Origin of the sequence: Faecalibacillus sp. H12, from assembly GCF_013361255.1 — a bacterium.
Classification (GTDB): domain Bacteria; phylum Bacillota_I; class Bacilli_A; order Erysipelotrichales; family Coprobacillaceae; genus Faecalibacillus; species Faecalibacillus intestinalis.
Map to the genome: position 1 here is coordinate 29,957 of NZ_JABWDK010000007.1, position 22,508 is coordinate 52,464.

General features: G+C 29.5%; 24 protein-coding genes. 6 read left to right on the forward strand and 18 right to left on the reverse strand.

Translation table 11 applies throughout. The features are described 5' to 3' along the window. Window positions 1–28 precede the first annotated feature (28 nt). From HUU89_RS06905 to HUU89_RS06960, 12 genes are all read right to left on the reverse strand, one after another. Entirely contained in the window at window positions 29–790 is a 762-nt protein-coding gene (locus tag HUU89_RS06905; protein WP_175301363.1) for a MurR/RpiR family transcriptional regulator, read from the reverse strand. A 4-nt stretch (window positions 791–794) separates the two neighbouring features. Further along, window positions 795–1,553, reverse strand: coding sequence for a MurR/RpiR family transcriptional regulator (locus HUU89_RS06910; protein ID WP_175301364.1), 759 nt, complete (start codon window positions 1,551–1,553; stop codon window positions 795–797). A gap of 136 nt (window positions 1,554–1,689) precedes the next feature. Further along, a complete protein-coding gene (locus HUU89_RS06915) occupies window positions 1,690–2,388 on the reverse strand; it encodes a dihydrofolate reductase family protein (protein WP_175301365.1) in 699 nt (232 codons plus the stop codon). A gap of 24 nt (window positions 2,389–2,412) precedes the next feature. Then, complete coding sequence (locus tag HUU89_RS06920; protein WP_175301366.1) at window positions 2,413–4,296, reverse strand: beta-glucoside-specific PTS transporter subunit IIABC; 1,884 nt, start codon at window positions 4,294–4,296, stop codon at window positions 2,413–2,415. 65 nt (window positions 4,297–4,361) lie between these two features. Beyond that, window positions 4,362–5,201 (reverse strand): BglG family transcription antiterminator LicT, encoded by an 840-nt coding sequence (gene licT, locus HUU89_RS06925; RefSeq protein ID WP_175301367.1) that lies wholly within the window; start codon window positions 5,199–5,201, stop codon window positions 4,362–4,364. A gap of 142 nt (window positions 5,202–5,343) precedes the next feature. Beyond that, window positions 5,344–6,033, reverse strand: coding sequence for a prolyl oligopeptidase family serine peptidase (locus tag HUU89_RS06930; RefSeq protein ID WP_217498448.1), 690 nt, complete (start codon window positions 6,031–6,033; stop codon window positions 5,344–5,346). Between the two features lie 140 nt (window positions 6,034–6,173). Then, window positions 6,174–7,019, reverse strand: coding sequence for an aldo/keto reductase (locus tag HUU89_RS06935; RefSeq protein WP_175301369.1), 846 nt, complete (start codon window positions 7,017–7,019; stop codon window positions 6,174–6,176). Between the two features lie 2 nt (window positions 7,020–7,021). Next, entirely contained in the window at window positions 7,022–7,870 is an 849-nt protein-coding gene (locus tag HUU89_RS06940) for an aldo/keto reductase (protein ID WP_175301370.1), read from the reverse strand. After that, a complete protein-coding gene (locus HUU89_RS06945; RefSeq protein ID WP_175301371.1) occupies window positions 7,863–8,711 on the reverse strand; it encodes an aldo/keto reductase in 849 nt (282 codons plus the stop codon). Before HUU89_RS06945 ends, HUU89_RS06940 begins: the two co-directional genes overlap by 8 nt. A gap of 87 nt (window positions 8,712–8,798) precedes the next feature. Then, complete coding sequence (locus HUU89_RS06950) at window positions 8,799–9,563, reverse strand: EFR1 family ferrodoxin (RefSeq protein WP_175301372.1); 765 nt, start codon at window positions 9,561–9,563, stop codon at window positions 8,799–8,801. Between the two features lie 14 nt (window positions 9,564–9,577). After that, complete coding sequence (locus HUU89_RS06955; protein ID WP_119364070.1) at window positions 9,578–10,426, reverse strand: aldo/keto reductase; 849 nt, start codon at window positions 10,424–10,426, stop codon at window positions 9,578–9,580. Between the two features lie 116 nt (window positions 10,427–10,542). After that, window positions 10,543–11,688: an iron-containing alcohol dehydrogenase gene (locus HUU89_RS06960; RefSeq protein ID WP_175301373.1), complete on the reverse strand. Its 1,146-nt coding sequence runs from the start codon at window positions 11,686–11,688 to the stop codon at window positions 10,543–10,545. A 100-nt stretch (window positions 11,689–11,788) separates the two neighbouring features. On the opposite strand from HUU89_RS06960, the gene HUU89_RS06965 reads away from it, so the two are divergent. Continuing rightward, complete coding sequence (locus HUU89_RS06965) at window positions 11,789–12,202, forward strand: MerR family transcriptional regulator (protein WP_175301374.1); 414 nt, start codon at window positions 11,789–11,791, stop codon at window positions 12,200–12,202. Here the strand turns inward: HUU89_RS06965 and HUU89_RS06970 are convergent. Beyond that, on the reverse strand, window positions 12,199–13,614 hold the full coding sequence (locus HUU89_RS06970) for an ROK family protein (RefSeq protein ID WP_254697715.1): 1,416 nt from the start codon (window positions 13,612–13,614) through the stop codon (window positions 12,199–12,201). The genes HUU89_RS06965 and HUU89_RS06970 overlap by 4 nt on opposite strands. Before the next feature lie 23 nt (window positions 13,615–13,637). After that, the gene (locus HUU89_RS06975; RefSeq protein WP_175301375.1) at window positions 13,638–14,258 is read right to left on the reverse strand and encodes a flavodoxin family protein; all 621 of its coding nucleotides are present in this window, start codon (window positions 14,256–14,258) and stop codon (window positions 13,638–13,640) included. 127 nt (window positions 14,259–14,385) lie between these two features. Between HUU89_RS06975 and HUU89_RS06980 the strand changes: the two genes are divergently transcribed. Then, window positions 14,386–15,258 (forward strand): LysR family transcriptional regulator, encoded by an 873-nt coding sequence (locus HUU89_RS06980; RefSeq protein ID WP_175301376.1) that lies wholly within the window; start codon window positions 14,386–14,388, stop codon window positions 15,256–15,258. Between the two features lie 5 nt (window positions 15,259–15,263). On the opposite strand, the gene HUU89_RS06985 is transcribed toward HUU89_RS06980, so the two are convergent. From HUU89_RS06985 to HUU89_RS07000, 4 genes are all read right to left on the reverse strand, one after another. Beyond that, entirely contained in the window at window positions 15,264–16,250 is a 987-nt protein-coding gene (locus HUU89_RS06985) for a helix-turn-helix transcriptional regulator (RefSeq protein ID WP_217498449.1), read from the reverse strand. A 9-nt stretch (window positions 16,251–16,259) separates the two neighbouring features. Beyond that, complete coding sequence (locus HUU89_RS06990) at window positions 16,260–16,892, reverse strand: hypothetical protein (RefSeq protein ID WP_175301377.1); 633 nt, start codon at window positions 16,890–16,892, stop codon at window positions 16,260–16,262. Window positions 16,893–16,982: 90 nt separating this feature from the next. Further along, complete coding sequence (locus HUU89_RS06995; RefSeq protein ID WP_175301378.1) at window positions 16,983–18,152, reverse strand: aminotransferase class I/II-fold pyridoxal phosphate-dependent enzyme; 1,170 nt, start codon at window positions 18,150–18,152, stop codon at window positions 16,983–16,985. Further along, window positions 18,152–18,643 carry an Lrp/AsnC family transcriptional regulator gene (locus HUU89_RS07000; protein ID WP_032090857.1) on the reverse strand — a complete coding sequence of 164 codons (492 nt, stop codon included), beginning with the start codon at window positions 18,641–18,643 and terminating at the stop codon, window positions 18,152–18,154. The genes HUU89_RS06995 and HUU89_RS07000 overlap by 1 nt, the downstream gene beginning before the upstream one ends. A 136-nt stretch (window positions 18,644–18,779) precedes the next feature. Between HUU89_RS07000 and nagA the strand changes: the two genes are divergently transcribed. The 4 genes from nagA to HUU89_RS07020 all read left to right on the forward strand — a co-directional run bounded on the left by nagA (window position 18,780) and on the right by HUU89_RS07020 (window position 22,494). Then, complete coding sequence (nagA, locus tag HUU89_RS07005) at window positions 18,780–19,919, forward strand: N-acetylglucosamine-6-phosphate deacetylase (RefSeq protein WP_147580474.1); 1,140 nt, start codon at window positions 18,780–18,782, stop codon at window positions 19,917–19,919. 94 nt (window positions 19,920–20,013) lie between these two features. Then, the gene (locus tag HUU89_RS07010) at window positions 20,014–21,036 is read left to right on the forward strand and encodes a lactonase family protein (protein ID WP_175301379.1); all 1,023 of its coding nucleotides are present in this window, start codon (window positions 20,014–20,016) and stop codon (window positions 21,034–21,036) included. Window positions 21,037–21,049: 13 nt separating this feature from the next. Continuing rightward, a complete protein-coding gene (locus HUU89_RS07015) occupies window positions 21,050–21,724 on the forward strand; it encodes a TIGR00266 family protein (protein ID WP_175301380.1) in 675 nt (224 codons plus the stop codon). Then, on the forward strand, window positions 21,724–22,494 hold the full coding sequence (locus HUU89_RS07020) for an HAD family hydrolase (protein ID WP_032090861.1): 771 nt from the start codon (window positions 21,724–21,726) through the stop codon (window positions 22,492–22,494). Before HUU89_RS07015 ends, HUU89_RS07020 begins: the two co-directional genes overlap by 1 nt. Window positions 22,495–22,508: the final 14 nt, after the last annotated feature.

Sequence of the window (22,508 nt, forward strand, 5' to 3'; positions counted from 1 at the left end):
TGATAAAAATATATGATTTTTCTAAATGTTAGAGTGAATAATTTGTGTATTTATTAAAATACACAAACTTAATATAATTCAATATTTCTATTACAATTGAATTTTCTATTTCATTATGATGTGTATTAATGAGTTGAATAAACTCATCAAAGTTAAAAATATTATCAAACATCATATTTTGTGAAATAGCCACTTTTTTTACTTTGGTATTATTAAGCTTTAAAAAATAAGGTTTATTTAAAGTAACGATTCTACCTGTAATCGTAATTAAAAAAATCAAATCATCTTTTTGATAATGTGCTTTCGTTTCTTTAAATCCAATTTGTTCAAAACAAAAATCTTTTCCAAACAAAATCATATCTTCCACAAAATTAAGTGTTAACAATAAAGGATAAACAGCACCTATCATATGAATCTTACGCGCGTTATAAATCAAATTCACAACACGCTCTATACAACCATTAAAATCATCAATATTGTCTTTCAATCCTATTCTTGAATAAAACTGTTCGCTATTAAATTGTCGATATCTTTTTTTAATTTGTTCTATTCTACCCTCTTTCGTATTAATCAACATCCCTTTTAAATGTTTATAATTATCTAACCCTAGTTGTTTACAAAACTTATTAATTGTTGTTGTACTTGTTCCACATTCATAAGCTAATTTATCTATTGAAATTTTTTCAATTTCATTAATATGTTCTAATATATACTGTGCTATAAAAGAATAAGCATCTTGATGAAATGAATTAAAAACATATAACAACATGACAGATATAATCGTATTCACTTTATCACCCCTTTAATTTTAAAGTTAATATCATATCAAGTTTATTAAAAAATATTTTATAGAAATAATCATAATATGTATAAGGTAAAGATAAACAAATATCTGTTTCACTTTGACTATTTTGTCCTATATATATAATTTGTGCAGGAGTTTTATTAATACTATTAATAGCATCATTTTGAATAAATACAAGCTCCTTAAAAGTATTCCAGCTAACATAAGGATCAATAATAATAATCAAATCATTTTCATCTAAAGAATCAAATAATTCTTTTTGATTTTCTTTAGATAACGACATACTTGTAATAACTTCTTTTTGATTAAAATGACAATAAGAAACAAAATATTGAAAACAGTTTATAAAATCTTTTTGTCCATAAAACATAATTCTTTGACTACTTTTTATTTTTTCACAAATTCGATCAATTTGCAATGATACTGCTTGTTCACATTCTTTTAAAAAATCTAATATCATTGTATCTAAAATTTGTAAATCATGATTTTCAAAGAATTGCATTTTACTTTTAACTTCACTTGCTTCTAAATAAAGATCATTTATAAATTGTGTAACTCCTTTATAGCCTATTTTTTGACAAAAGCGAATAATCGATGCTTGAGATATTTTTGTCTCTATACTTATTTCTTTTAAATTCTTTTTTTCTATCGTGGATAAATTGGATAGTAGATATTTAGATAAAATATATTCAATTGTTTGGTTATTATGCGTTTGTTGAATTAGTTCTAATTTATCAATAATATACATATTTTCTCTCCAAAAGAACAGAATTGTTCTTTTTATACTTATTTTTATTTTAACGAGAAATATCAAAAAAGTACATTATCGATATCTCATACCACTATAACTATAAGTTATACAAAAAAGTGAGACCTGAGTCCCACTATTTTCTTACATATTTTAAATATAAACCTGATTTCATTAAAAGATCACTTTGTTTTAAATCAAATGTTTGACCTATGTATTCATGACAATCTTCAAAAATATTAGGTTGTTTTTCTTCTCCTGATAAAACAGGAGAAACAACAAGACTTAATTCATCTATTAAATCATCTTTAATAAAGTAGGTATTAGTAATTCCTCCGCCTTGTAATAAAAGCTTTTTAATAGAGAATAAATTATAAAGTTTTTCTAATGCAAGTCTTAAATCTATTTCCTCTTTACCTACAAATAAATAAGAAATATTTAATGTTCTTAAAGTATTAAGGTATTGGTTGGAAACATTTTCTGTAAGAATCACAATTAAATTTTTATCTTTAAGTCTTGTATTTTGATAAACAGTTTCATCCCAAATGATTTCTCCTTGAGGATCAATGACAACAATCCACTGATGTTTATCATCTTGATATACATAATCTGTTTTTGGTAATTGAGTATTTATTGAGGTTTGAGTTAATTTTTGTTTTGAAAACATTTCTTTAGCAGTTGTTGTTCCATAAATAATCGCATCCCCATTATAATCTTTAGAAATATCGCTATAAATCTTTGCAAGTTCTAATGTTTGTTTTTCTCTAAAGAAACCACCGGCAATTTTTCCATCTATTGATTGTAACATATGGCATATGACATATGGTCTATTCATATGATCCCTCCAATACCTTTATTTTTAGTATTTAACTTCCATTAAAGTTTCTTGTAATTGTACAGATGAAGCATTTGTATTTTTAACTTCTTTTAAATCTGCATAATTTGTGACTAAAACAGGAGTTTCTAAAGTATAACCAGCTTCTTTAATTTTATTCATATCAAATTCAACAAGTAATTGACCTTGTTTAATTTGATCCCCTTGTTTAATATGGGCAGTAAATCCTTCACCATTAAGTTGCACGGTATTAATACCAATGTGAATAAGTAATTCAACGCCTGCATCACTTGTAATACCAATTGCATGTAAACTTGGGAATAAAACAGTCACTGTACCCGTTACAGGAGCATAAACTTTTCCTTCTTCTGGTAAGATCACAACACCTTTTCCTAAGGCACCTGAGGCAAAAGCAGCATCGCTTGATTCTTCGATTGGTTTTACTTCTCCTTTAATTGGAGCTAAAATTGTTTCTTCTTCTAATTTTGTCACTTCTTTATTTTCAACTTGTTGATCGTTTGTTTTATAGAAAATCATTGTTAAAACAAAACCAACAACTAATGAAACAGCTCCCGCAATTAATGAAACAATCATTCCTGTCGCATTTCCTTTTGGTGAAATGAAGTTTACAACACTAAAGATTCCAAGACCACCAATAACATATTGTTTTACTGCAACTGTTCCCATGATAGCACCACCAACAGCTCCACCAATACAAGAGAAGACAAATGGTGTTTTTTCAGGTAATAAGAAACCATAAATAGCTGGTTCTGTTACCCCACAAAATGCTGAAATCACACCTGGAATTGCAAGTGCTTTTTTATTTTCATCTTTTAATTTTAAATACATCGCTGCAAGAACACCTGTTGCCGCAAATGTTGTTCCTAACATACCTGGTAAAATTGTATCATATCCTAAATTTCCAATATTAACCATCGCCATTGGTACAAGTGCCCAATGTAAACCAAAGATAACTAAACATTGCCATAATGCACCAATGACAAAAGCAGTTACGATTGGTGAAAAAGCATAAAGTCCAGCAAACATATTTGATAAAACTGTTGTTAATAAACTTACAACTGGCCCAATAACTAATAAACCAATTGGAAGTGAAATAATTAAAACAAAGAATGGAACAAAGAAGTTTTGTAACATTTCAGGTACGAATTTCTTCGCAATCTTTTGAATTTGAGCTGCTAAAGCAACAATACAGATAACTGGTACAACAGTACTTGTATAGTTACCTGAAACAAATGGAATACCTATAAATTTTGTATAGTAAGATCCAATGAATGGTAATGTTCCAATTGCTTTTCCTGCAGCTGATAATGTATCTGTTTGAATTGTTGGATAACAAAGTGTTGCTCCAATAATCATTCCGACAATAATATTGACATTGAATTTTTTAGCTGCTGTATATCCTAAAATAATTGGTAAAAAGTTAAAAATAGAATCACCAATTGCATTTAAAATCATATAAGTTCCACTATTATTGAAACTTGATCCTAAAATAAATACTAATAAAGCATTTAAACCTTTAATGATCCCTGCTGCACATAATGGCCCTAAGATAGGTTGGAAACATCCTGAAATAATATCAATTAACTTATTGAAAAGTCCTTGTGGTGCTTCTTCTTCTACTTGTTGAGTCCCATTACTAATACCTGCAAGTTCACATACGTCTGCATATACTAAAGGTACATGATTTCCAATAACAACTTGATATTGCCCTGCTGATTTCATCACAGTGACAACACCTGGGTTATTTTTTAATGCTTCATCATTGGCTTTTGATTCGTCTTTTAAACGAAAACGTAATCTTGTAACACAATGTGTTAAGCTGTTGATGTTTTCCTTTCCACCAACATTTTCCAAAATCTCTTTGGCTAAATTTTCATACTTACTCATAATTTTCCTCCATCTTTCTAAGTATTGAAATTTGAAGGTTTGGCCAACTTAATGTCACCATCCAATTAATGACTATTTCCAAGATAAACTACACGATGTATATGGATCGTTAAATAAAGTTTTTCTTCGTCATAAAGTTCATAGTTATATTGATTTTTTATGTACATCGCAATTTTTTCGACACATTGATAGGCATTGACATATTTTACTTGAACCACTTCCAACAAATCATCTTCTTGTTTGTTTTGTTTTTTGTGTTCAACTAAACGTTGTGCAAAAAATTTCAAATGGGTAATAAAACGATAGTAATAAGCACTTTCTTCATTAAATTCTATCTTGAAGTGATAACGTACAATATTTTCGATTTCTTGCATGATCTTCGTAATTTCATACATGTCATGAACATCTTCATCTAATTGTCCATTGACAATATGTAAAGCAATAAATCCTGCTTCATCATTTGGTAAAAGCACACCTGTTTTCTTTTCAATAATTTCAAGAGCCTTTTTCCCTATTTGATATTCTTCTTTATAAAATCTTTGAATATCCCATAATAAAGCATTCTTCACTAAAATATTGTCTTTTGCTCTAACAACAGCTGTATAAATGTGATCAACCATAGAAATATAAATATTATCATTTAAAGCTTTTCCTAAACTCAATCTTGCTTCATCCATGATTTCTTCACCAATTTCTAAATATTCTAAAGGAATATCCACAACAAGTTCTTTAAATCGACTTAAAACTTCTTGGTTTTGTAGATAAAAAACTTTATCAATTATCTTTGGTTCTATCGTATCCCCTGTTTTCTTTTTAAAACAGATTCCTCGACCCATCACAATCTTTTCTTCGTTATTTTCAATAACGACAGCTACATTGTTGTTTAAAACTTTGCTTATTTCCATAATCACCCCTCCAAAATAAAAACCTATTTATTGCGCACTTAAAAAGGGTGGCAATAAATAGGTTTAGCTTGTACTTAAACAATCACTATCCTATAAACTACTCGAACATGATATCACAAAATTAAAACGGTTACAATCTTTTTTATCTATTGAATAGCCATCCCATGATATGTTCATCATTCGCAAATAAATGACCGCCATATCCATGTTCATTTGTTATGCCTTGACTTGTAAAATATTCTTTATTTTTCACATCTAAAATAACAAGCTGATCTATTTCTTCTTGATTTAATCCTTCTTTTTTATATAAACTTACAATTTGTTGGTAAGCTTCTTTAAAAGGAGTTGAACCATAGTATTCATCTTCTTCACCAATCACAAAATAAATTGGTGTTTTATTTTTGACAACTTTATTAAAATTCCCATCCCATTTTGAAGAACACATTAAAGCAGCTCTATAGAGTTCAGGCTCATTCGTTAAAATCCAAGAAAGCGTTTCGCCACCACCAGAATAACCACTAATATAAACTTTATTTTTGTCAATGTTATAATGTTTTAAAAAATATTTTGTCAAAGCAATCGTTTGATTGGCTGATAATTCATCCCAATCTTCTAATTGTGGTGCTAAAACAATCATTTGAGCGTTATAGTTTTGACTTACAAAGCCAAATTCTTCTGTCTCTAAATTTTTTCCAACACCTTGAAAATATAAACCTTGATAACCTGGTAAGGTTATATATAAAGCATATGATTGCCTTTTATCATACGCTTTAGGAATATAAGCATTATAGTGTATATCTCCATATTGATCGTCTTGGAATACGTTATCCAACGAAAAATTCTTATAATATTTAGTACCTGTAGTTATTTGAATTTTAGAGTTTTTTTGAGATTGAATGTCTGAATTTTTATTTATATAGAGATAGCTACTTAAAATTATCAGGCACACTATAATGCATATGTTTTTCTTTTTTAACGTTTTAAACCACAAATCATTTCTACAGTTGCTGGATCATAGTGAGAGAAGAATGAACTTGTGTCTTTATTAAGTGAAGTAATTGTTTGCATATCTTCTTCACTTAATTCAAAATCAAAGATATTTAAGTTTTCTTGCATTCTTTCTTTTCTGACTGTTTTAGCTAAAGGAACAATTCCTCTTTGTACAAGCCATCTTAAAATAACTTGTCCAACTGATTTATTGTATTTGTTTCCAATTTCTACAAGTGTTTCATTTGTGAAGATACCATTTTTACCTTCCGCAAATGGTGCCCATGCTTCTAATTGTACACCGTATTTTGTATTGTAAATTAAAGCTGTATCTTGTTGATGGAAAGGATTCACTTCTACTTGGTTAACAGCTGGTACAACTTCTGTATCTAAAGCTAAATCCACTAAACGATCTGGATAGAAGTTAGATACACCAATAGCTTTAATTTTTCCTTCTTTATATAAATCAATTAAAGCACGATAAGCTCCATGATAATCTTTAAATGGTTGATGTAATAAAACTAAATCAAAATAATCTAATTGCATTTTCTTTAATGATTCTTCTACAGAAGCTTTTGCCTTTTCATAACCATAATTAGAAATCCATACTTTAGTAGTAATAAATAATTCTTCTCTTGGTACACTTGTTTCTTGAATTGCTTTACCAACAGCTTCTTCATTTCCATAAGATTGTGCAGTATCAATTAAACGATATCCTGCATCGATTGCATCTAAAACAACTCTTTTACATTCTTCTTCATCTTTAACTTGGAAAACACCAAAACCAACAACTGGCATTTTCACTCCATTATTTAATGTTTTGTATTCCATAATTATTCTCCTTCTTCAAAATTACATTTTGTTGTGGCAAGTCTTTGTAAAGATTCTTTAGTCACTTTATAAAATTGTGTATGTTTATTCACTTTTTCAATTTCTTTCATTTCTTCATCTGTTAGTTCAAAATCAAAGATTTGTGCGTTCGCTTCAATATGATCTAATGATTTACTTCCCGGAACAAGACCAAATCCCATTTGAAGATGCCATCTTAAAATAATTTGTACCGTTGATTTATGATATTTCTTTGCAAGTTCTACAAAGATTGCCTCTTTTAACATTTCACTATTTCCGTGACCTAAAGGATACCATGATTGAAGCTGTATATGATTTTTCTTACAAAAATCATATACATGTTCTGCTGGATAATAAGGATGACATTCTACTTGCATAATCATTGGTGGTATTTCACATTGATCCATGATTTCTTGAATTTGTGAAACTTGGAAATTAGAAAGTCCAATCGCTTTGATTTTTCCTTCTTTATAGGCTTTTTCTAGCATCTTATAAGCATAGATATAATTATTAACGGGATGATGTAAAATCATAACATCAATATAGTCTACGCCTAATCTTTTTAAAGTATCATCAATAGCGTGATCATTTTCATAAAGTGTAGGTCCTAATTTTGTTTCTAAATAATAATCTTCTCTTTTTAATCCTGATTGTTTTAAACCTTTTCCTACTTCAACTTCATTTCCATAACGGTTGGCTGTATCAATGAGTTGATAGCCATGGTTTAAGGCAAAAGCTACATTGTCTTCAATTTGTTTACCAAATTGTTGAATGGTACCAAATCCAAGTTGAGGGATTTGGTACCCATTGTTTAAAGTAATAAAATTAGTCATGAATTTTTAACCCCATTAAACGTGTTTCGTTGGCAGGATCTTCAGGATTATGAGATGGTTTGTTTGTATCTAAGGCTTGCATTGCTTTCATTTCTTCATCTGTTAATTCAAAATCAAAGATATCAATGTTTCCTTTCATTCTTTCTTCATTTGTAGATTTAGGTAAAGAAATAACTCCTTCTTGATAAATCCATCTTAAGATAATTTGACCAGCATTTTTATGATATTTTTTAGCTAATGAAACAATTGTTTCATTTTCTAATAAATCTTTATTTCCATGTCCTAATGGATACCATGCTTCTAAACGAATATTGTTTTCAGCCATTACTTTTCTTAATTCTTTTTGTTGAACAAATGGGTTAAATTCTACTTGGTTAACTGCTGGCATTACAGTCATAGCGTCTTTAAATTTATTCCATAAGTTCACAGTAATATTAGAAATGCCAATAGATTTGATTTTACCTGCTTGATACGCTTCTTCTAAAGCTTTCCAAGCTCCTAAATAATCACCATAAGGTTGATGTAATAAATAAAGATCAATATAATCTACTCCTAATAATTTCATAGAAGTTTCAATACCTTTTTTCGCATTTTCATAACCATAATCTTGTAACCATAATTTAGAAGTAATAAAGATTTCTGAACGATCAATACCACTATCTTTAATTGCTTTTCCTACATCACTTTCGTTGCAGTAACCAGCAGCTGTATCAATATGACGATATCCTGCTTTTAAAGCAGCTAAAGTTGCATCATAAGTAGGTCCATCATTAGGAATCATGAAGACTCCAAATCCTACTGCTGGGATTGTTTGTTTATTATTTAATTCAAATGTTTTCATTATTATCTCCTCCAATATCTATCTTTATTTTAGTTTTAAATTCTATAAATGTACAATATAAATAGTGCATGTTAGTATAACTGGAAGTTATACTTGTTGGTTTGCTTCAATAATATCTTTTAGACTTACTTTTTCATGTCTATAACGTGCATTAGGATTGGCGTCTTTCAATTTTGTGATGATAGCCTTTGATGGACAGTTTTGTGCACATGCTAAGCAAAATTCACAGGTATTTTGTTTTCTTTTAGCCTTTTTATCTTCAATATAGAAAAGACCTCTTGGACAAACCTTTGTACAAATACCACAGCCAACACATTTATCAGTTACCGTAATTTGTTCACCATTAATGAGTTCTGGATTTTTCGCAAAGATTTCTTTGGCAGAAGCATGGAAATCTCTTCCTGCCTGTGTTGCTTCAGGAATTTCTTCTTTTTTATTTTGGATATCTTGAAGTGCTTGTTGGATTTGTTGTTCAACATTTTTATTCATTGCTCTTTGTTCATTCATATCAAAAGATGGTAAGTAGTTATCTACCATTAAAATAGAATGAATATAATTTACATGTCTTCCTTTTTCTTCTAATAAGCGTGCGATACATTCAGGAGCATCTGTGACATCTTTTCCATAAGTTAAAATCAAATAGAAATAATCTGTTTCAAATGTTGCCTTTTCTAAAAACTCTAAAACAATTTTGGGTGCTTCTCCTGCATAAACAGGATAAACAATTCCTATTTTTTCATCTTTAAAATTTAAGTTTTCTTGATGTAAGATTTGAGGGATACTGATGGGCTTTTCTTCAATTTGTCTCGCCACATACAAACTATTCCCTGTACCTGTAAAGTAAAATAACATATTCCTTTCTCCTTTTAATCATGTATTTTATATTTATTAAGCCATTTTGCGGTCATATAATTTTGATGATCAATAATTTCACTATAACCCAAATCAAGTTGTTCTATTTGTTTTTTATCTTCTTTATCTAACTGAAAATCAAAAATATCTATATTTTCTTTCATACGCTTTAAATGTGTGGTTTTAGGAATGGCAATAATGTGATTTTCTAGATGCCATCTTAGAATAATTTGTGAAACTGATTTTTGATGTTTTTTCGCAATATCTAATAACATTGGATGATGAAAGATATCACGTTGTCCTTCATTTAAAGGACCCCATGCTTCTAACAGACAATCACATTGTTTTAAAACACATTTTTGATTTTTTTGTTGATAGAAGGGATGAAACTCAAGTTGATTGATCATAGGGTGTATCAAACTATTCATATAAAGATCCATGAATCTTTCTGGTGAAAAGTTACAAACACCAATTGCTTTGATTTTGCCTTGTTGATAAAGTTCTTCCATAGCTTTCCATGAGCCATAATAATCACCATAGGGTTGATGAATTAAATAAAGATCTAAATAATCAACTCCTAAGTTTTCTAATGATTGATGAAATGCCTGTAACGTATTTTCATAACCGGCATCTTGAACCCATACCTTTGTTGTCAAATAGATTTCTTCTCTTTTAAGTTTTGATTCTTTAATGGCTTCCCCTATTTCTTTTTCATTTTGATAAGAAGCGGCCGTATCAATCAAACGATAACCAGCTTCAAAGGCTTTTAAAACACACTCTTTTGTTTGTTTAGGAGGTATATGTAAAGTACCGTATCCTAACATCGGTAGTTGATAACCATTAGCCAAAGTTATATATTCCATATCTTGTTCCTCCTTACATCTTTATTGTAGATTTCAAAGAAACAAAAGTACAATATCAATAAATCATATCACTATAACTATCAGTTATACAAAAAAAGCTATCCGAAGATAACTTTTTACATACATTCTAATAAGATATCATAGACTTCTTCTTTAGTAAGAGTACGAGGATTTGTTTTGATAAGGTTTGTTGTATCTGCCACTTTCTTTAATAAATCATTTGTGATTTCAACTTTAGATTTTAATTCAGGTAAAGTTGTTGGTAAATGACATTCTTTAATAAAGTTTTGAAGTGCTTCTAAACCTTCTTCAGCTGTTTTTTGATCAAACACAACTTGGGCAAAACGTGTTAATTTTTCTCTGGCATCATTTAAAATATGATAACAATAAACAGGTTGAATAACGGCTAAACCTTGTCCATGATTACAATCCGTAAAAGCTCCTAATTGATGTTCAATTTGATGCACTTGGAAGTCTGTTTGACGACCACATTTTAAAATACCATTTTCAGCCATGGCTGAATCCCACATTAAATTACTTCTTGCTTGCTCATCATTGATATCTTTTAATAAACGTCTCATATTCACAACGGTATTTTTCATAATGGCTAAGGCCACATCATCTGATACATTGTCTTGATCTGAATTTCCTAAATAAGTTTCTAAAGCATGACTTAATGTATCAAAGGCACCTGATAATACTTGCATTGATGGAACCGTCAATGTATAAGCTGGATCAAGAACTGCAAAATCAGCAGTTGAAGCAAAGATACCACCTTTCCAATTCTTTTCTTCATGAGTAATAACAGCCCCACCATTCATTTCAGCACCTGTTCCTGAAGCTGTCACGATAGCACCCATTGGAATCCCTTCTGTTGGAAATTTACCATGAACATATTCCAAATTCCAAATATCTTCATCAATAACTGCTTGACTAGAAATGACTTTACAACAATCAATAACACTTCCTCCACCAACAGCTAAAATAAAATCAATTTTTTCTTTTTTTACAAGTTCGACTCCTTCTTGCACTTTTTTATATGTTGGATTGGACATAATCCCATTAAATTCAATTACTTCTTTGTTTTCTTCTTTTAATAAAGAAACAATTTCATCATAGATTCCATTTTTCTTAATAGAACCTCCACCATAAGCTAATAAAACTTTACTTCCATATTTCTTTAATTCATTTGAAAAAGCAGTTTTTGCACTTCCTTCTCCAAAATAAACATTTACTGGATAAGAATAATTAAATGTTTTCATTTTATAAGCCCCCTTTATCTCTTATCTATTACAATGTGATTATAATTTACGGTTGTAACTATCGGTCAAGAAGAATATAATTTTTTTTGAGGTGATTCTTATGTACACAATGATGCAAGTTTGTCGTAAACTCGATATGACTTATCAAACTTTAAAGTATTATTGTAATGAAGGACTTGTTCCCAACGTAAAAAGAAATAAAAATAATCGTCGTATTTTTGATGAACATGATGTAAATTGGATCAAAGATCTTTCTTGTTTAAAGAAATGTGATTTTAGTATTCAAGAAATGAAAGAATACTTAGAACTTTGTTTACAAGGACCTTCTACAATTGAAATACGCAAAAAAATGCTTTCTAAAAAAAGAAAAAGTCTTGAAGATACGATTCAACAACTTGAGGAAAGTATTGATTATATTGATTGGAAACAAAACTTTTATGATGATGTTTTAAGTGGTAAAAAACCTTATGTAAGTAATTTAATTAATTTAGATAAACAAAACGAACAAGATTAAACTTGTTCGTTTTCATTTAAATCATCTAAACATAACTTTGTAATTCCATCAAGCATATAATACCAAGATTCTTTTATGATATAAATTTCTGGGAGAAATTCTTGAGGAATAAATGATAATAAACCTTCTTTTATTTCTTCTTTATCTGGTGTCATGGGTGAAAAAAGTGCAATAGCTTCAGGACCTATGATAGAAATAACTGGTAAAAGTGATTTTATGACAAGTTCTTTTACACCCGTTTGGTGCCAAGCAAGTTTTTCACAATCATCAGATAACTGCATTCTTCTTAAAAAGAAACGTATTTCTCCTGCAATTCCTTCTTTACCTAAAACAACTTGACCATTGACTAAAATACCTTGTCCACCAACACCAAAGCCAAATGGTTGTGAATGGAAAATAATATTTTTGTATTCACTATGTTCTAGTGAAAAACCTACAACCGCCGCATTGGCATTATTAGAAATGACAACATCAATATGATACTTCTTTTCTAATTCATTTTTAAAATCAATATCTTTTCCATCAATAGAAGAACGCAAATGAACATTTTCTTTAATAATTCCCGGTATCGCAATAGCAATCGCATCAAGATGTTTAACCTTCAATAAAACAGTATCAATCACATCATAAAGATCATTCGTATTTAATGTAGGTTTTATAATTATTTGTTGGTCCATAATATCATTATTATCGTAAATACGATAATAAATACGTGTTTGTGCTCTATTGGCAGATAAAACAATTGATAAAATACGTCTATTATAATGTTTACAACAATGACATTTTATTTCTTGTTTTTCTTTTTTCTCTTTTTGAAATTGATCAATTTCATTTTGAATAAATTTAATGGCACCTATGGCATCATAACCAGCAAAAATAGCCGTAGGTATTTGTAAAACAAGTTTATCTGGTAAGCTTTCTTTTAAACGTTTTAATAGATAGCCAATTTGTGGAGCAATCAAGATTACATCATAGTTTTCTACTTCTTCATAAATATTTGTATAAGCAACAGCTTCAAAATGATAATCTTCTCCTAACATTTCCACAACTGAATTCAAATTAGAAGCAAACATTGATGTTGTCAATCCTGATGAACATGAAAGCAATACTTTCAATGTTTTTTTATTTTTTAATTCAATCAATGTTTCAACCATTTCATCATAAAGTTGATGGGCATGATCTTCATCATTCAATTCAAAATGAAGATAAAATTTAACTTCTTGATCTTTATAAGAAACAATATTAAATTCAACAATTGTTCCTTCTGTCACATCAGTAAAATGAATTTCCGCCTTACCATAATCCGTATTTAACTCAATACAATCTTGATTATTTTCAATGATTTGATAATCCTTTGTTTCATGATTTTTTATCCATTCTTTAAATACACTCGACATATATTTTTCATCCATTTTATCCTCACACCTTTCATTTATTATCTAATAAAATTTGTACGATGGAATTCTTCTTTTTCTGGTAAACCATATTTTTCTTTACCATCATGAATACATTTCATTAAAAATGATATGTTTCTAGCAAGAACACGCATTGTTTGTAATCCTTCTTCATCTTGACTTGCTTCTCCCATTTCTCTTCCATGAATAGAATTCCAATATTGTGAAGAAGCAATTGGCATTCCTGAAATAGCAAAAAATTTATTGATTTCATCATAAGTTGAAGAAATCCCTCCACGTCTTGCGACAACAGCACTTGCTCCAACCTTCATGGTTTTATCAAACGGTGTACTATAGAACAGTCTTGTTAGAAAAGCAATTAAGGTTGCATTGGCAGAGCCATAATAAACCGGCGTTCCAACCACAAGTCCATCTGCTTCTTCAAACTTTTGAGCAATTTCATTGACACAATCATCAAAAACACAATGACCCAATTTTGTTTTACATGACATACAGGCAATACATCCTCGAATATCTTTATTTCCAATATGTACAATTTCACTTTCAATACCTTCTTGATCAAAGATTTTAACCATTTCATCAAGAGCAATCTTTGTATTTCCTCTTGGACGAGGACTTCCATTAATTATTAATACTTTCATTTTATCACTTCTCCTTTTTCCTATTCTTATTTTAATATACCGCTTACAAAATGTACATTATCATTCAATTATCTTACTATGACTCAAAGTCATAGTGTGTTATAATAACGAAAAAGGAAGTGAAACTATGATTGAATTTAACCAACTTGAACATCTTGTTGCCATTGCGAAAAATAAAACCATTTCAAAAGCCGCTGAGGAATTGTTGATTTCTCAACCTGGACTTACAAGATCCATGCAAAGATTAGAAGATGATTTAGGACTTTCTTTATTTGATCGTAAGAAAAATAAAATTGAACTTAATGAAAACGGAAAACTTGCGGTAGAATTTGCGCAAAAGTTGCTTGCTAAACGAGAAGAAATGATTAAAGAACTTACAAAACTAAGTCAAAATCATATTTCTTTTGGTTCTTGTGCACCAGCTCCTTTATGGGGTGTTGAATATGCTTTATCAAATAACATAGAAGCCCAAATTGAAAGTACTCTAGTTCAAGATGAAAATATATTGATTGAAGGACTAGAAAAAGGAGATTATTCTTTAATCGTTTTACATCATCCTTTACAAGATAAAAAATATATTTCACAAGAATTTTTAAATGAATCTCTTTATTTATCTGTGCCTCCGGCACATCCTTTAGCACCTTTTAAAGAAATATCTTTTTCTGATTTAAACGGTCAAAGTGTTTTACTTCTTTCACGCATTGGTTTTTGGAATGAAGTTTGTCAACGAATGATTCCTGAATCACATCTTTTATTTCAAGACGATCCTTCTGTTTTTAATGAACTTACCAAGATGTCCGCTTTACCTAATTTTAGAAGTGATATTACAATTCAAATAGAAGAAGCAGAAGATAATCGTATTTTAATTCCAATTACCGATAATGAAGCACATGTCAGTTATTATGCGATTTATCCAAAAGACAAAAGAAATTTATTTAAATCTATCATTAAACAAATCAAAGATATTGATTGGAAAAAGACAAAAGAGCTATCGAAATGATAGCTCTACTTATATTGTATAAACATTTTTTCAATTCTTTTTTTCATTTTCTCTTGTAAAGAATAAGGTTTAATAACTTTTACATGATCTTGTAACATCATGAGCCATCCTATCAATCCATCAGAAATAAGAACATCTTCTATAGTAAGATGATAGCGATTTTCAAAGTCTTTTTTAACAGGATGATCTTGTCCAAATTGATCAATGACTTCTCTTAAAACCACTTCATCAAAACTAATTTCAAGTGTATCCTTTTGTCCTGAAACATACATATTTATATGATCAACTTCTTGTTCTAAATCAAATTGTTCCCCTTCTTCAAAAGGGCTTTTATGATTTCTTACAAGACGCATACGATCAAGACGATAAATAGAGAGTTTATCAGGTCGTTGGTTAAAATAACCTAATACATAGTATTTAGAATCTCTTTGAATTAGTTTATAAGGAGAAATAATATAGAATTCATTATTTTCTTTATGATTTCCATGATTATGCGCAATTTCTACAAACTTATTTCTTTTGATTTCATAACTTACATATTTAAAATAAATATTTTTCTTTTCATGAATTGCTTTAATGACGGTTGTCATATTTAAAAGCAGATTATAATTTCTTGGTTGATTTTTTCTTGGTTGATTTTGAATACGTGAAAGTTGTTTACTTGAACTTAAAGTTTGTAATTTTGTGAGTAAAGCATTTACTTCATCTTCATTTAAATCATTATTGAAAAGCACACTATCCCATAGATATTGAAATTGTCCATCATTAAAAAATTCTTCATCAATACTATAGCCTTTTCGATGTTTAGTTTTAATGATTTCTTTTTGATAAATATATTTAGATAATTCATTAATATTTCTAATTGCTTGATAAATTGTTTTAATATCTACTTTAATTTGATAGTTTTCTTCAAGTAGTTTTTTTATTTCAACAGCAGGTATATAATCTAAAGATTCTTTAATAATTAAATATGTGTAATAAAGTCTATCCATAATGATCTCCTATCTAGCATACAATGTGGAATATGTCTTATCTTTATGATACAACATTTCATAACGGGATGGTGAATAATTATAAAGAGATTTTTCAAAGCGTTTAAATGATTCATCTATTGTAACAAATGGTAAATGAAAATAAGCTTGTTTATATTGTTTTTCTAATAAAAGAATAAGACTTGCTTGATAATGTGTTTGTTCATCACTCATCATTTTATAATGTGTCATACCTAAAATGACTTGATTGAGTTGATTCATTTTAAATGTAAGCAAATGCCTTACTAGACAATAAATTTCTATATTAAAATCACTATGATCTAAAATATAATAAAATAAATTATATTTATATTCGACTAATGGTTTAAAATGTTGATTGATTAATAAATTCATCATGACTAAATGATATTCCATTTCATTATAAGATAAACTACAATCAATATATCTTTTAATATTTGAAAAAAGCCATAATTGAATATTTTTTCTTTTATTTAATTTTCTTTTTAATTGAAAAACATCAATACACGTATTCATTAAATCATAAATATCTTGTTGATAAATTCCATCACTATGAATTAATAAATACGTTTTTACTTCCATAATTGATACATCTGTCATTTGTTCATAACTTTTAACTACCATTAAAATCATCCCCTTTTCTTTATCTATATTATAGGAAAATGATGATTTTTATGATTAATTTGTATCTGTTTTAAAACCAAAAAAAAGGAGTTAAATAACTCCCTTGTTTTTTAAGAATTTTCTAATTTTCTTTGTTGCCGCTTTAAGTTCTTCTAAACTATAGGCATAAGAAACACGAATATAACCTTCTCCAGCTTCACCAAAAGCACTTCCTGGCACGCAGGCTACTAACTGATCATTTAATAATTCTTCACAGAATTGTTCTGATGTTAAACCTGTTGATTTGATGCATGGGAAAACATAGAAAGCCCCTTGTGGGGTAAATGTTTTAAGTCCCATTTCATTAAATGTTTTGACTAAGAAATTTCTTCTTGCAAGATAAGCTTGTCGCATTTTTTCAATTTCTTCGTCACAATGTCTCATTGCTTCAATGGCACCATATTGAGCACATGTTGGTGCTGACATAATGACATATTGATGAATCTTTTTCATCATTTTAATAAGATATTCATTAGCAAGAACATAACCTAATCGCCATCCTGTCATCGCATAAGCTTTTGAAAAACCACTCACTAAAATAACTTGATCTTTGATTTCATCAAAAGATGCAATTGAACAGAATTTATGTTCATAAGAAAGTTCTGCATAGATTTCATCAGTTATGATCATAATTCCTGATTCTTTAAAGATAGGCACCAATTTTTCATAGTCTTCTTTTGTCATAAATCCACCTGTTGGATTACTTGGATAGTTTAAAAGAATGGCCTTTGTTTTTTCATTGATAGCTTCTTTTAAAAGTTCAGGTGTTAATTTAAATTCATTTTCTTCAGTTAAAATAATGTTTCTTACTACTCCACCAGCAAGTGCAACACCTGGTGTATAAGCAACATAACTTGGTTGTAATAAAATGACTTCATCACCTGGATTAATAATTGTTCTAAAGGCTAAATCGATTCCTTCAGATCCCCCAACAGTGACAATACATTGTTCTGGTTTATAATCTAAATTAAATCTTCTTTTTTGATATTTACAAATTTCTTTTCTTAATTCTAATAACCCTTGATTAGCAGTATAGAATGTTTTTCCTTTTTCAATTGAATAGATTGCAGCTTCTCTAATTGTCCAAGGGGTTGCAAAATCAGGTTCACCTACCCCTAAAGAAATAACACCTTCCATTTGATTAGCTAAATCAAAAAATTTACGAATTCCACTTGGTGGAATATCCTTTACAATAGGATTTACAATTTTTTCAAAATCCATTATGGAGTTACCAATAATCTTTCTGCTGCATCTTTATTATCATCCTCAACAAGTTTACCCATGTTTTTATATTGTTTCAAAACATACATTGTGGCTGTTCTTTCAATACCTTCAATAACCGCTAAACGACTATTAACGAATTTAGCAACTTCCACCATTGTTTTTCCTTTAACAATTAATAAAAACTCATAATTTCCCGCTAATAAATACATTGTATCTACTTCTGGAAAATTATAGATTTTTTTTGCAATACGATCATATCCATAATCTCTTTCAGGTTTCGCATTTACTTGAATTACTGCTGTACACACATCGTGATTTGTTTTATCCCAATTGATCAAAGTATGATAACCATAGATTGTTTTATTTTTTTCTAAATCTTTAATTGTCTTATCAACATTTTCTTCTGTTTCGTTTAAGGCGGCCGCAAGATCAACGACTTCCATTTTCGCGTTGTTTTCAATTAATGATAAAAGTAAATTTTCATCCATATCCTCTTCCTCCTTATTATGACTCTAATTATATACTAATTTAGAGGTAAGGTAAATTGAATTTTTATTAGAAATAAGAGGAGTTGTTTCTTGTCTAGATAAGTAAAGTGTTCTATAATAAATATGAGGTGAAATTATGATTATACAAAGTAAAAAAGTCTGGATTGCGGATCAATTCACGCCAGCACAATTAGAATTAGAAGATGGAATTATTAAAGAAATATATCCTTACAATGAAAAAGAAGTTACGAAAGATTATGGAGATTTAAGAATTCTTCCTGGCTTTATTGATATTCATTGCCATGGAGCTTATGGTTTTGATACAAATGATGCTAATCCTGAAGGATTAAGAAAATGGGCAAAAGGAATCGTTGATGAAGGAGTTACTTCTTTCCTTGCGACAACTCTTACTCAAAGTGAAGAAGTTCTTACAAATGCGGTAAGTAATGTCGCAAAAGTCGTAGAAGAAGGTTATGAAGGTGCAGAAATCTTAGGTATTCATTTTGAAGGTCCTTATTTAAATAAAGCACATAAAGGAGCTCAACCTGAAGAATATTGTGTAAAACCTAATATTGAACAATTTAAAAGATATCAAAAAGCTGCTCATGGTTTAATTAAATATATTACTATGGCTGTTGAAAATGATGAAGATTACGCTCTTACAAAATATTGTAGTCAAAATAATGTGGTCGTAAGTATTGGACATTCAAATGCAACTTATGAACAAGCTGTTCAAGCATACGCTCATGGAGCAAGAAGTATGACTCATGTTTATAATGCAATGACACCATTTACGCATCGTGCAAATGGTCTTGTTGGTGGTGCTTTACGTATTAGAAATATGTATGGAGAAATTATTTGTGATGGAAATCACTCAACTCTTGCAGCTTTAAATAATTTCTTTACTTCTAAAGGACCTGATTATAGTATTATGATTACTGATTCATTAATGTGTAAAGGATTCCCTGTTGGTACTAAATTTGATTTTGGTGGGCAAGAAGTTGTTATTTATCCAGATGGAAGTGCTCATTTAGTAGAAGCAGGTAACTTAGCTGGTTCTACTTTAAATGTGAACAAAGGATTAAAAATCTTAATTGAAGATGCTTTAGTTCCTGTTAATTACGCGATCAATGCATGTACATCAAACCCAGCAAGATGTTTACATGTTGATGATCGTAAAGGAACAATTGGCGTTGGTTATGATGCTGACTTAGTTGTTTTAGATAGAGATTATGAAGTTGTTCAAACTTATTGTAAAGGCATTGGGCAAAAATAATGTTTTGAGATGCTTCATGCATCTCTTTTTTTCTTATATAGAAAGCTTTTTATAGTTATTTTATGGTACAATTATTTCAAAAGGAGGCGATTTTGTGTATCGTTTTTACGTATCAAGTTACGCTAAAGGAAAAGAAAAAGGTCTTTATGTATGTACTCTAGATGAAACTAAAAATGAACTTCATTTAAATAAACATATTCCTACCGAAGATTTTCCTTCTTATGTTATTAAAAAAGATGATTTTCTTTATGTATCTTTAAAAGATGCACGTGTTGGTGAAGGAGGAGGTGTCGCAAGTTATCATATTGAAGAAGATGATTTAAAACAACTTTCTTTTTATAATTCCCATGGTCGTTCTTATACTCATTTATGTTTAAGTCCTGATCAAAAATATTTATTTACAGCCAATTATCACGTTGGAGCAACAGCTGCTTTCCCTTTAAAGGATCATAAAATTGGAGATAAACTTTCAGTTGTTCACCATCATGGTTCAGGAATTGATTTACTTAAAAGACAAACAAGTCCTCATGCTCATTATGTAGGAATTACTCCTGATCATAAATATCTTTACAGTGTTGACCTAGGTGCTGATAAAATTATTATGTATGAATTTATTAATGAAAAATTACAAGAAACATCATTAAGTCAATCTGTGATTCCTGGTAGTGGGCCTCGTCATATGATTTTTTCTCATGATGGTAAATATTGTTATCTTGTTAACGAAATTGCAAATAGTATTATGGTTTATCAATATGAAGATGGACACTTTACTTTGATTCAAGTTATTCATTGTGTACCTCGTCATTTCCATGGCTTTTCAAGTGCTGCTGCTATTCATATGACATCAAGTGGTAAACATATTATTGTTTCTAATAGAGGTCATGATAGTATTGTCCTTTATCGTGTGAATCAAGAAACTGGAAAAATCACTTTACTTTATATGGTGCATACTGGAAAAGGACCTCGTGATTTTAATATTATTGATGATCGTTATATTGTTGTTGCTAGTCAAGAAGATGATCGTTTGGAGCTTTACACATTTGATGAAGAAAAAGAAGAAATTAAGCCTACAGGAAATACCTTAGATATTATTCAACCTGTTTGTGTGGCTTTATAAAAGGAGAAAGATTATGGAATACGAAATTGTTGGAGATACTCTCCCTGTTGTTATTTGTCATTTAAATAAAGGTGAAAAAATGATTAGTGATAGTGGTGCTATGGCTTGGATGGATCCATGTATGAAAATGGAAACAAATGGTGGTGGTGCTGGTAAAATCATCGGTAGAATGTTTTCTGGTGAAACTTTATTTAGAAATAGTTATACGGCAAACAAAGATGGTTTGATTGCCTTTGCCTCAAGTTTCCCTGGAAAAATTGTCGCTATTGATGTAGAGCCTGGAAAAGAAGTCATCATTCAAAAATCTGCTTTTCTAGCTAGTGAAGAAAATGTAGAAACATCGGTTTTCTTTAATAAGAAATTTTCTTCTGGTATATTTGGTGGTGAAGGTTTTATTTTAACAAAGATTTCAGGACACGGAACATGTTTTATTGAAATTGATGGAAGTACCGTAGAATATAATTTACTACCAGGTCAACAAATGGTTATTGATACCGGTTATCTTGCAATGATGGATGCTACTTGTAAAATGGATATCCAATCAGTTCCTGGTTTAAAAAATAAATTTTTAGGAGGAGAGGGATTATTTAATACAGTGGTTACTGGCCCTGGTAAAATTGTGGTTCAAACAATGCCTATTTCAGCAGTCGCAAATTCACTTGCAAGATTTTTCCCTCAAGGTAAATAATGAAGAAATTGTTTTGTTTTGATATTGATGGTACTTTAAGAACAACCACAGATCATCAAGTACCAGAAAGCACTGTCAAAGCTTTAAACTTATTAAGAGAAAAAGGACATCTTTTACTAGTTTCAACAGGAAGAAGTGTGGATTCTTTAAAAAATACACATATTTATGATACTTTTTCTTTTGATGGCTATGTATGTAATAGTGGACAAGCTTTATTAGATAAAGATTTAAATTTAATTCACAAAGAAAATCTTTCTCGAGAAGTGGTTTTAAAAGCTCTAGAAGCTTCTAAAAAACATAACATTCCTTTAGCACTTAAATGTACACCAAGAATTATTAATATGGAACCAAATGAAGATGTCATTCGCTCATGTAATTATTTCAATAACCCTATTCCAACTGTAGGTACATATACAAATCAAGAAGTAGGTGCCATGATTGCCTATGGTCCTTTAGGATATGATTATCAAGAATTTAAAGCTATTGATGAATTAGATGTAATGGTTGGTGAAAGTAGTTATGCAGATATTACAATCAAAGGCATTTCTAAAGCAACAGGTATTGCTTATTTTATGAAGTTATGGAATATAGATAATTATGTCGCTTTTGGTGATTCTTTAAATGATGTTGAAATGTTTAAGCATGCATCGTTTTCTATTTGTATGGGACAAGGAAATAGTGATTTAAAGAGATTAAGTGATTTTGTGACAACTTCTATTGATGAAGATGGCATTTATTACGCATGTAAAGAATTAGGTTATATCCAATAAGATATAACCTAATT

What these genes read in the sequence shown, in the direction of transcription:
- HUU89_RS06990 (WP_175301377.1), bottom strand. Translation starts at nt 16,892, where the DNA reads ATGGTAGTTAAAAGTTATGAACAAATGACAGATGTATCAATTATGGAA.
- HUU89_RS06995 (WP_175301378.1), bottom strand. Translation starts at nt 18,152, where the DNA reads ATGGATTTTGAAAAAATTGTAAATCCTATTGTAAAGGATATTCCACCA.
- nagA (WP_147580474.1), top strand. Translation starts at nt 18,780, where the DNA reads ATGATTATACAAAGTAAAAAAGTCTGGATTGCGGATCAATTCACGCCA.
- HUU89_RS06975 (WP_175301375.1), bottom strand. Translation starts at nt 14,258, where the DNA reads ATGAAAGTATTAATAATTAATGGAAGTCCTCGTCCAAGAGGAAATACA.
- HUU89_RS07000 (WP_032090857.1), bottom strand. Translation starts at nt 18,643, where the DNA reads ATGGATGAAAATTTACTTTTATCATTAATTGAAAACAACGCGAAAATG.
- HUU89_RS07020 (WP_032090861.1), top strand. Translation starts at nt 21,724, where the DNA reads ATGAAGAAATTGTTTTGTTTTGATATTGATGGTACTTTAAGAACAACC.
- HUU89_RS06965 (WP_175301374.1), top strand. Translation starts at nt 11,789, where the DNA reads ATGTACACAATGATGCAAGTTTGTCGTAAACTCGATATGACTTATCAA.
- HUU89_RS06910 (WP_175301364.1), bottom strand. Translation starts at nt 1,553, where the DNA reads ATGTATATTATTGATAAATTAGAACTAATTCAACAAACGCATAATAAC.
- HUU89_RS06935 (WP_175301369.1), bottom strand. Translation starts at nt 7,019, where the DNA reads ATGGAATACAAAACATTAAATAATGGAGTGAAAATGCCAGTTGTTGGT.
- HUU89_RS06920 (WP_175301366.1), bottom strand. Translation starts at nt 4,296, where the DNA reads ATGAGTAAGTATGAAAATTTAGCCAAAGAGATTTTGGAAAATGTTGGT.
- HUU89_RS06955 (WP_119364070.1), bottom strand. Translation starts at nt 10,426, where the DNA reads ATGGAATATATAACTTTGGCTAATGGTTATCAACTACCGATGTTAGGA.
- HUU89_RS06980 (WP_175301376.1), top strand. Translation starts at nt 14,386, where the DNA reads ATGATTGAATTTAACCAACTTGAACATCTTGTTGCCATTGCGAAAAAT.
- HUU89_RS06985 (WP_217498449.1), bottom strand. Translation starts at nt 16,250, where the DNA reads ATGGATAGACTTTATTACACATATTTAATTATTAAAGAATCTTTAGAT.
- HUU89_RS06945 (WP_175301371.1), bottom strand. Translation starts at nt 8,711, where the DNA reads ATGAAAACATTTGAATTAAATAATAAACAAACAATCCCAGCAGTAGGA.
- HUU89_RS06970 (WP_254697715.1), bottom strand. Translation starts at nt 13,614, where the DNA reads ATGGATGAAAAATATATGTCGAGTGTATTTAAAGAATGGATAAAAAAT.
- HUU89_RS06915 (WP_175301365.1), bottom strand. Translation starts at nt 2,388, where the DNA reads ATGAATAGACCATATGTCATATGCCATATGTTACAATCAATAGATGGA.
- HUU89_RS06940 (WP_175301370.1), bottom strand. Translation starts at nt 7,870, where the DNA reads ATGACTAATTTTATTACTTTAAACAATGGGTACCAAATCCCTCAACTT.
- HUU89_RS06960 (WP_175301373.1), bottom strand. Translation starts at nt 11,688, where the DNA reads ATGAAAACATTTAATTATTCTTATCCAGTAAATGTTTATTTTGGAGAA.
- licT (WP_175301367.1), bottom strand. Translation starts at nt 5,201, where the DNA reads ATGGAAATAAGCAAAGTTTTAAACAACAATGTAGCTGTCGTTATTGAA.
- HUU89_RS06950 (WP_175301372.1), bottom strand. Translation starts at nt 9,563, where the DNA reads ATGTTATTTTACTTTACAGGTACAGGGAATAGTTTGTATGTGGCGAGA.
- HUU89_RS07015 (WP_175301380.1), top strand. Translation starts at nt 21,050, where the DNA reads ATGGAATACGAAATTGTTGGAGATACTCTCCCTGTTGTTATTTGTCAT.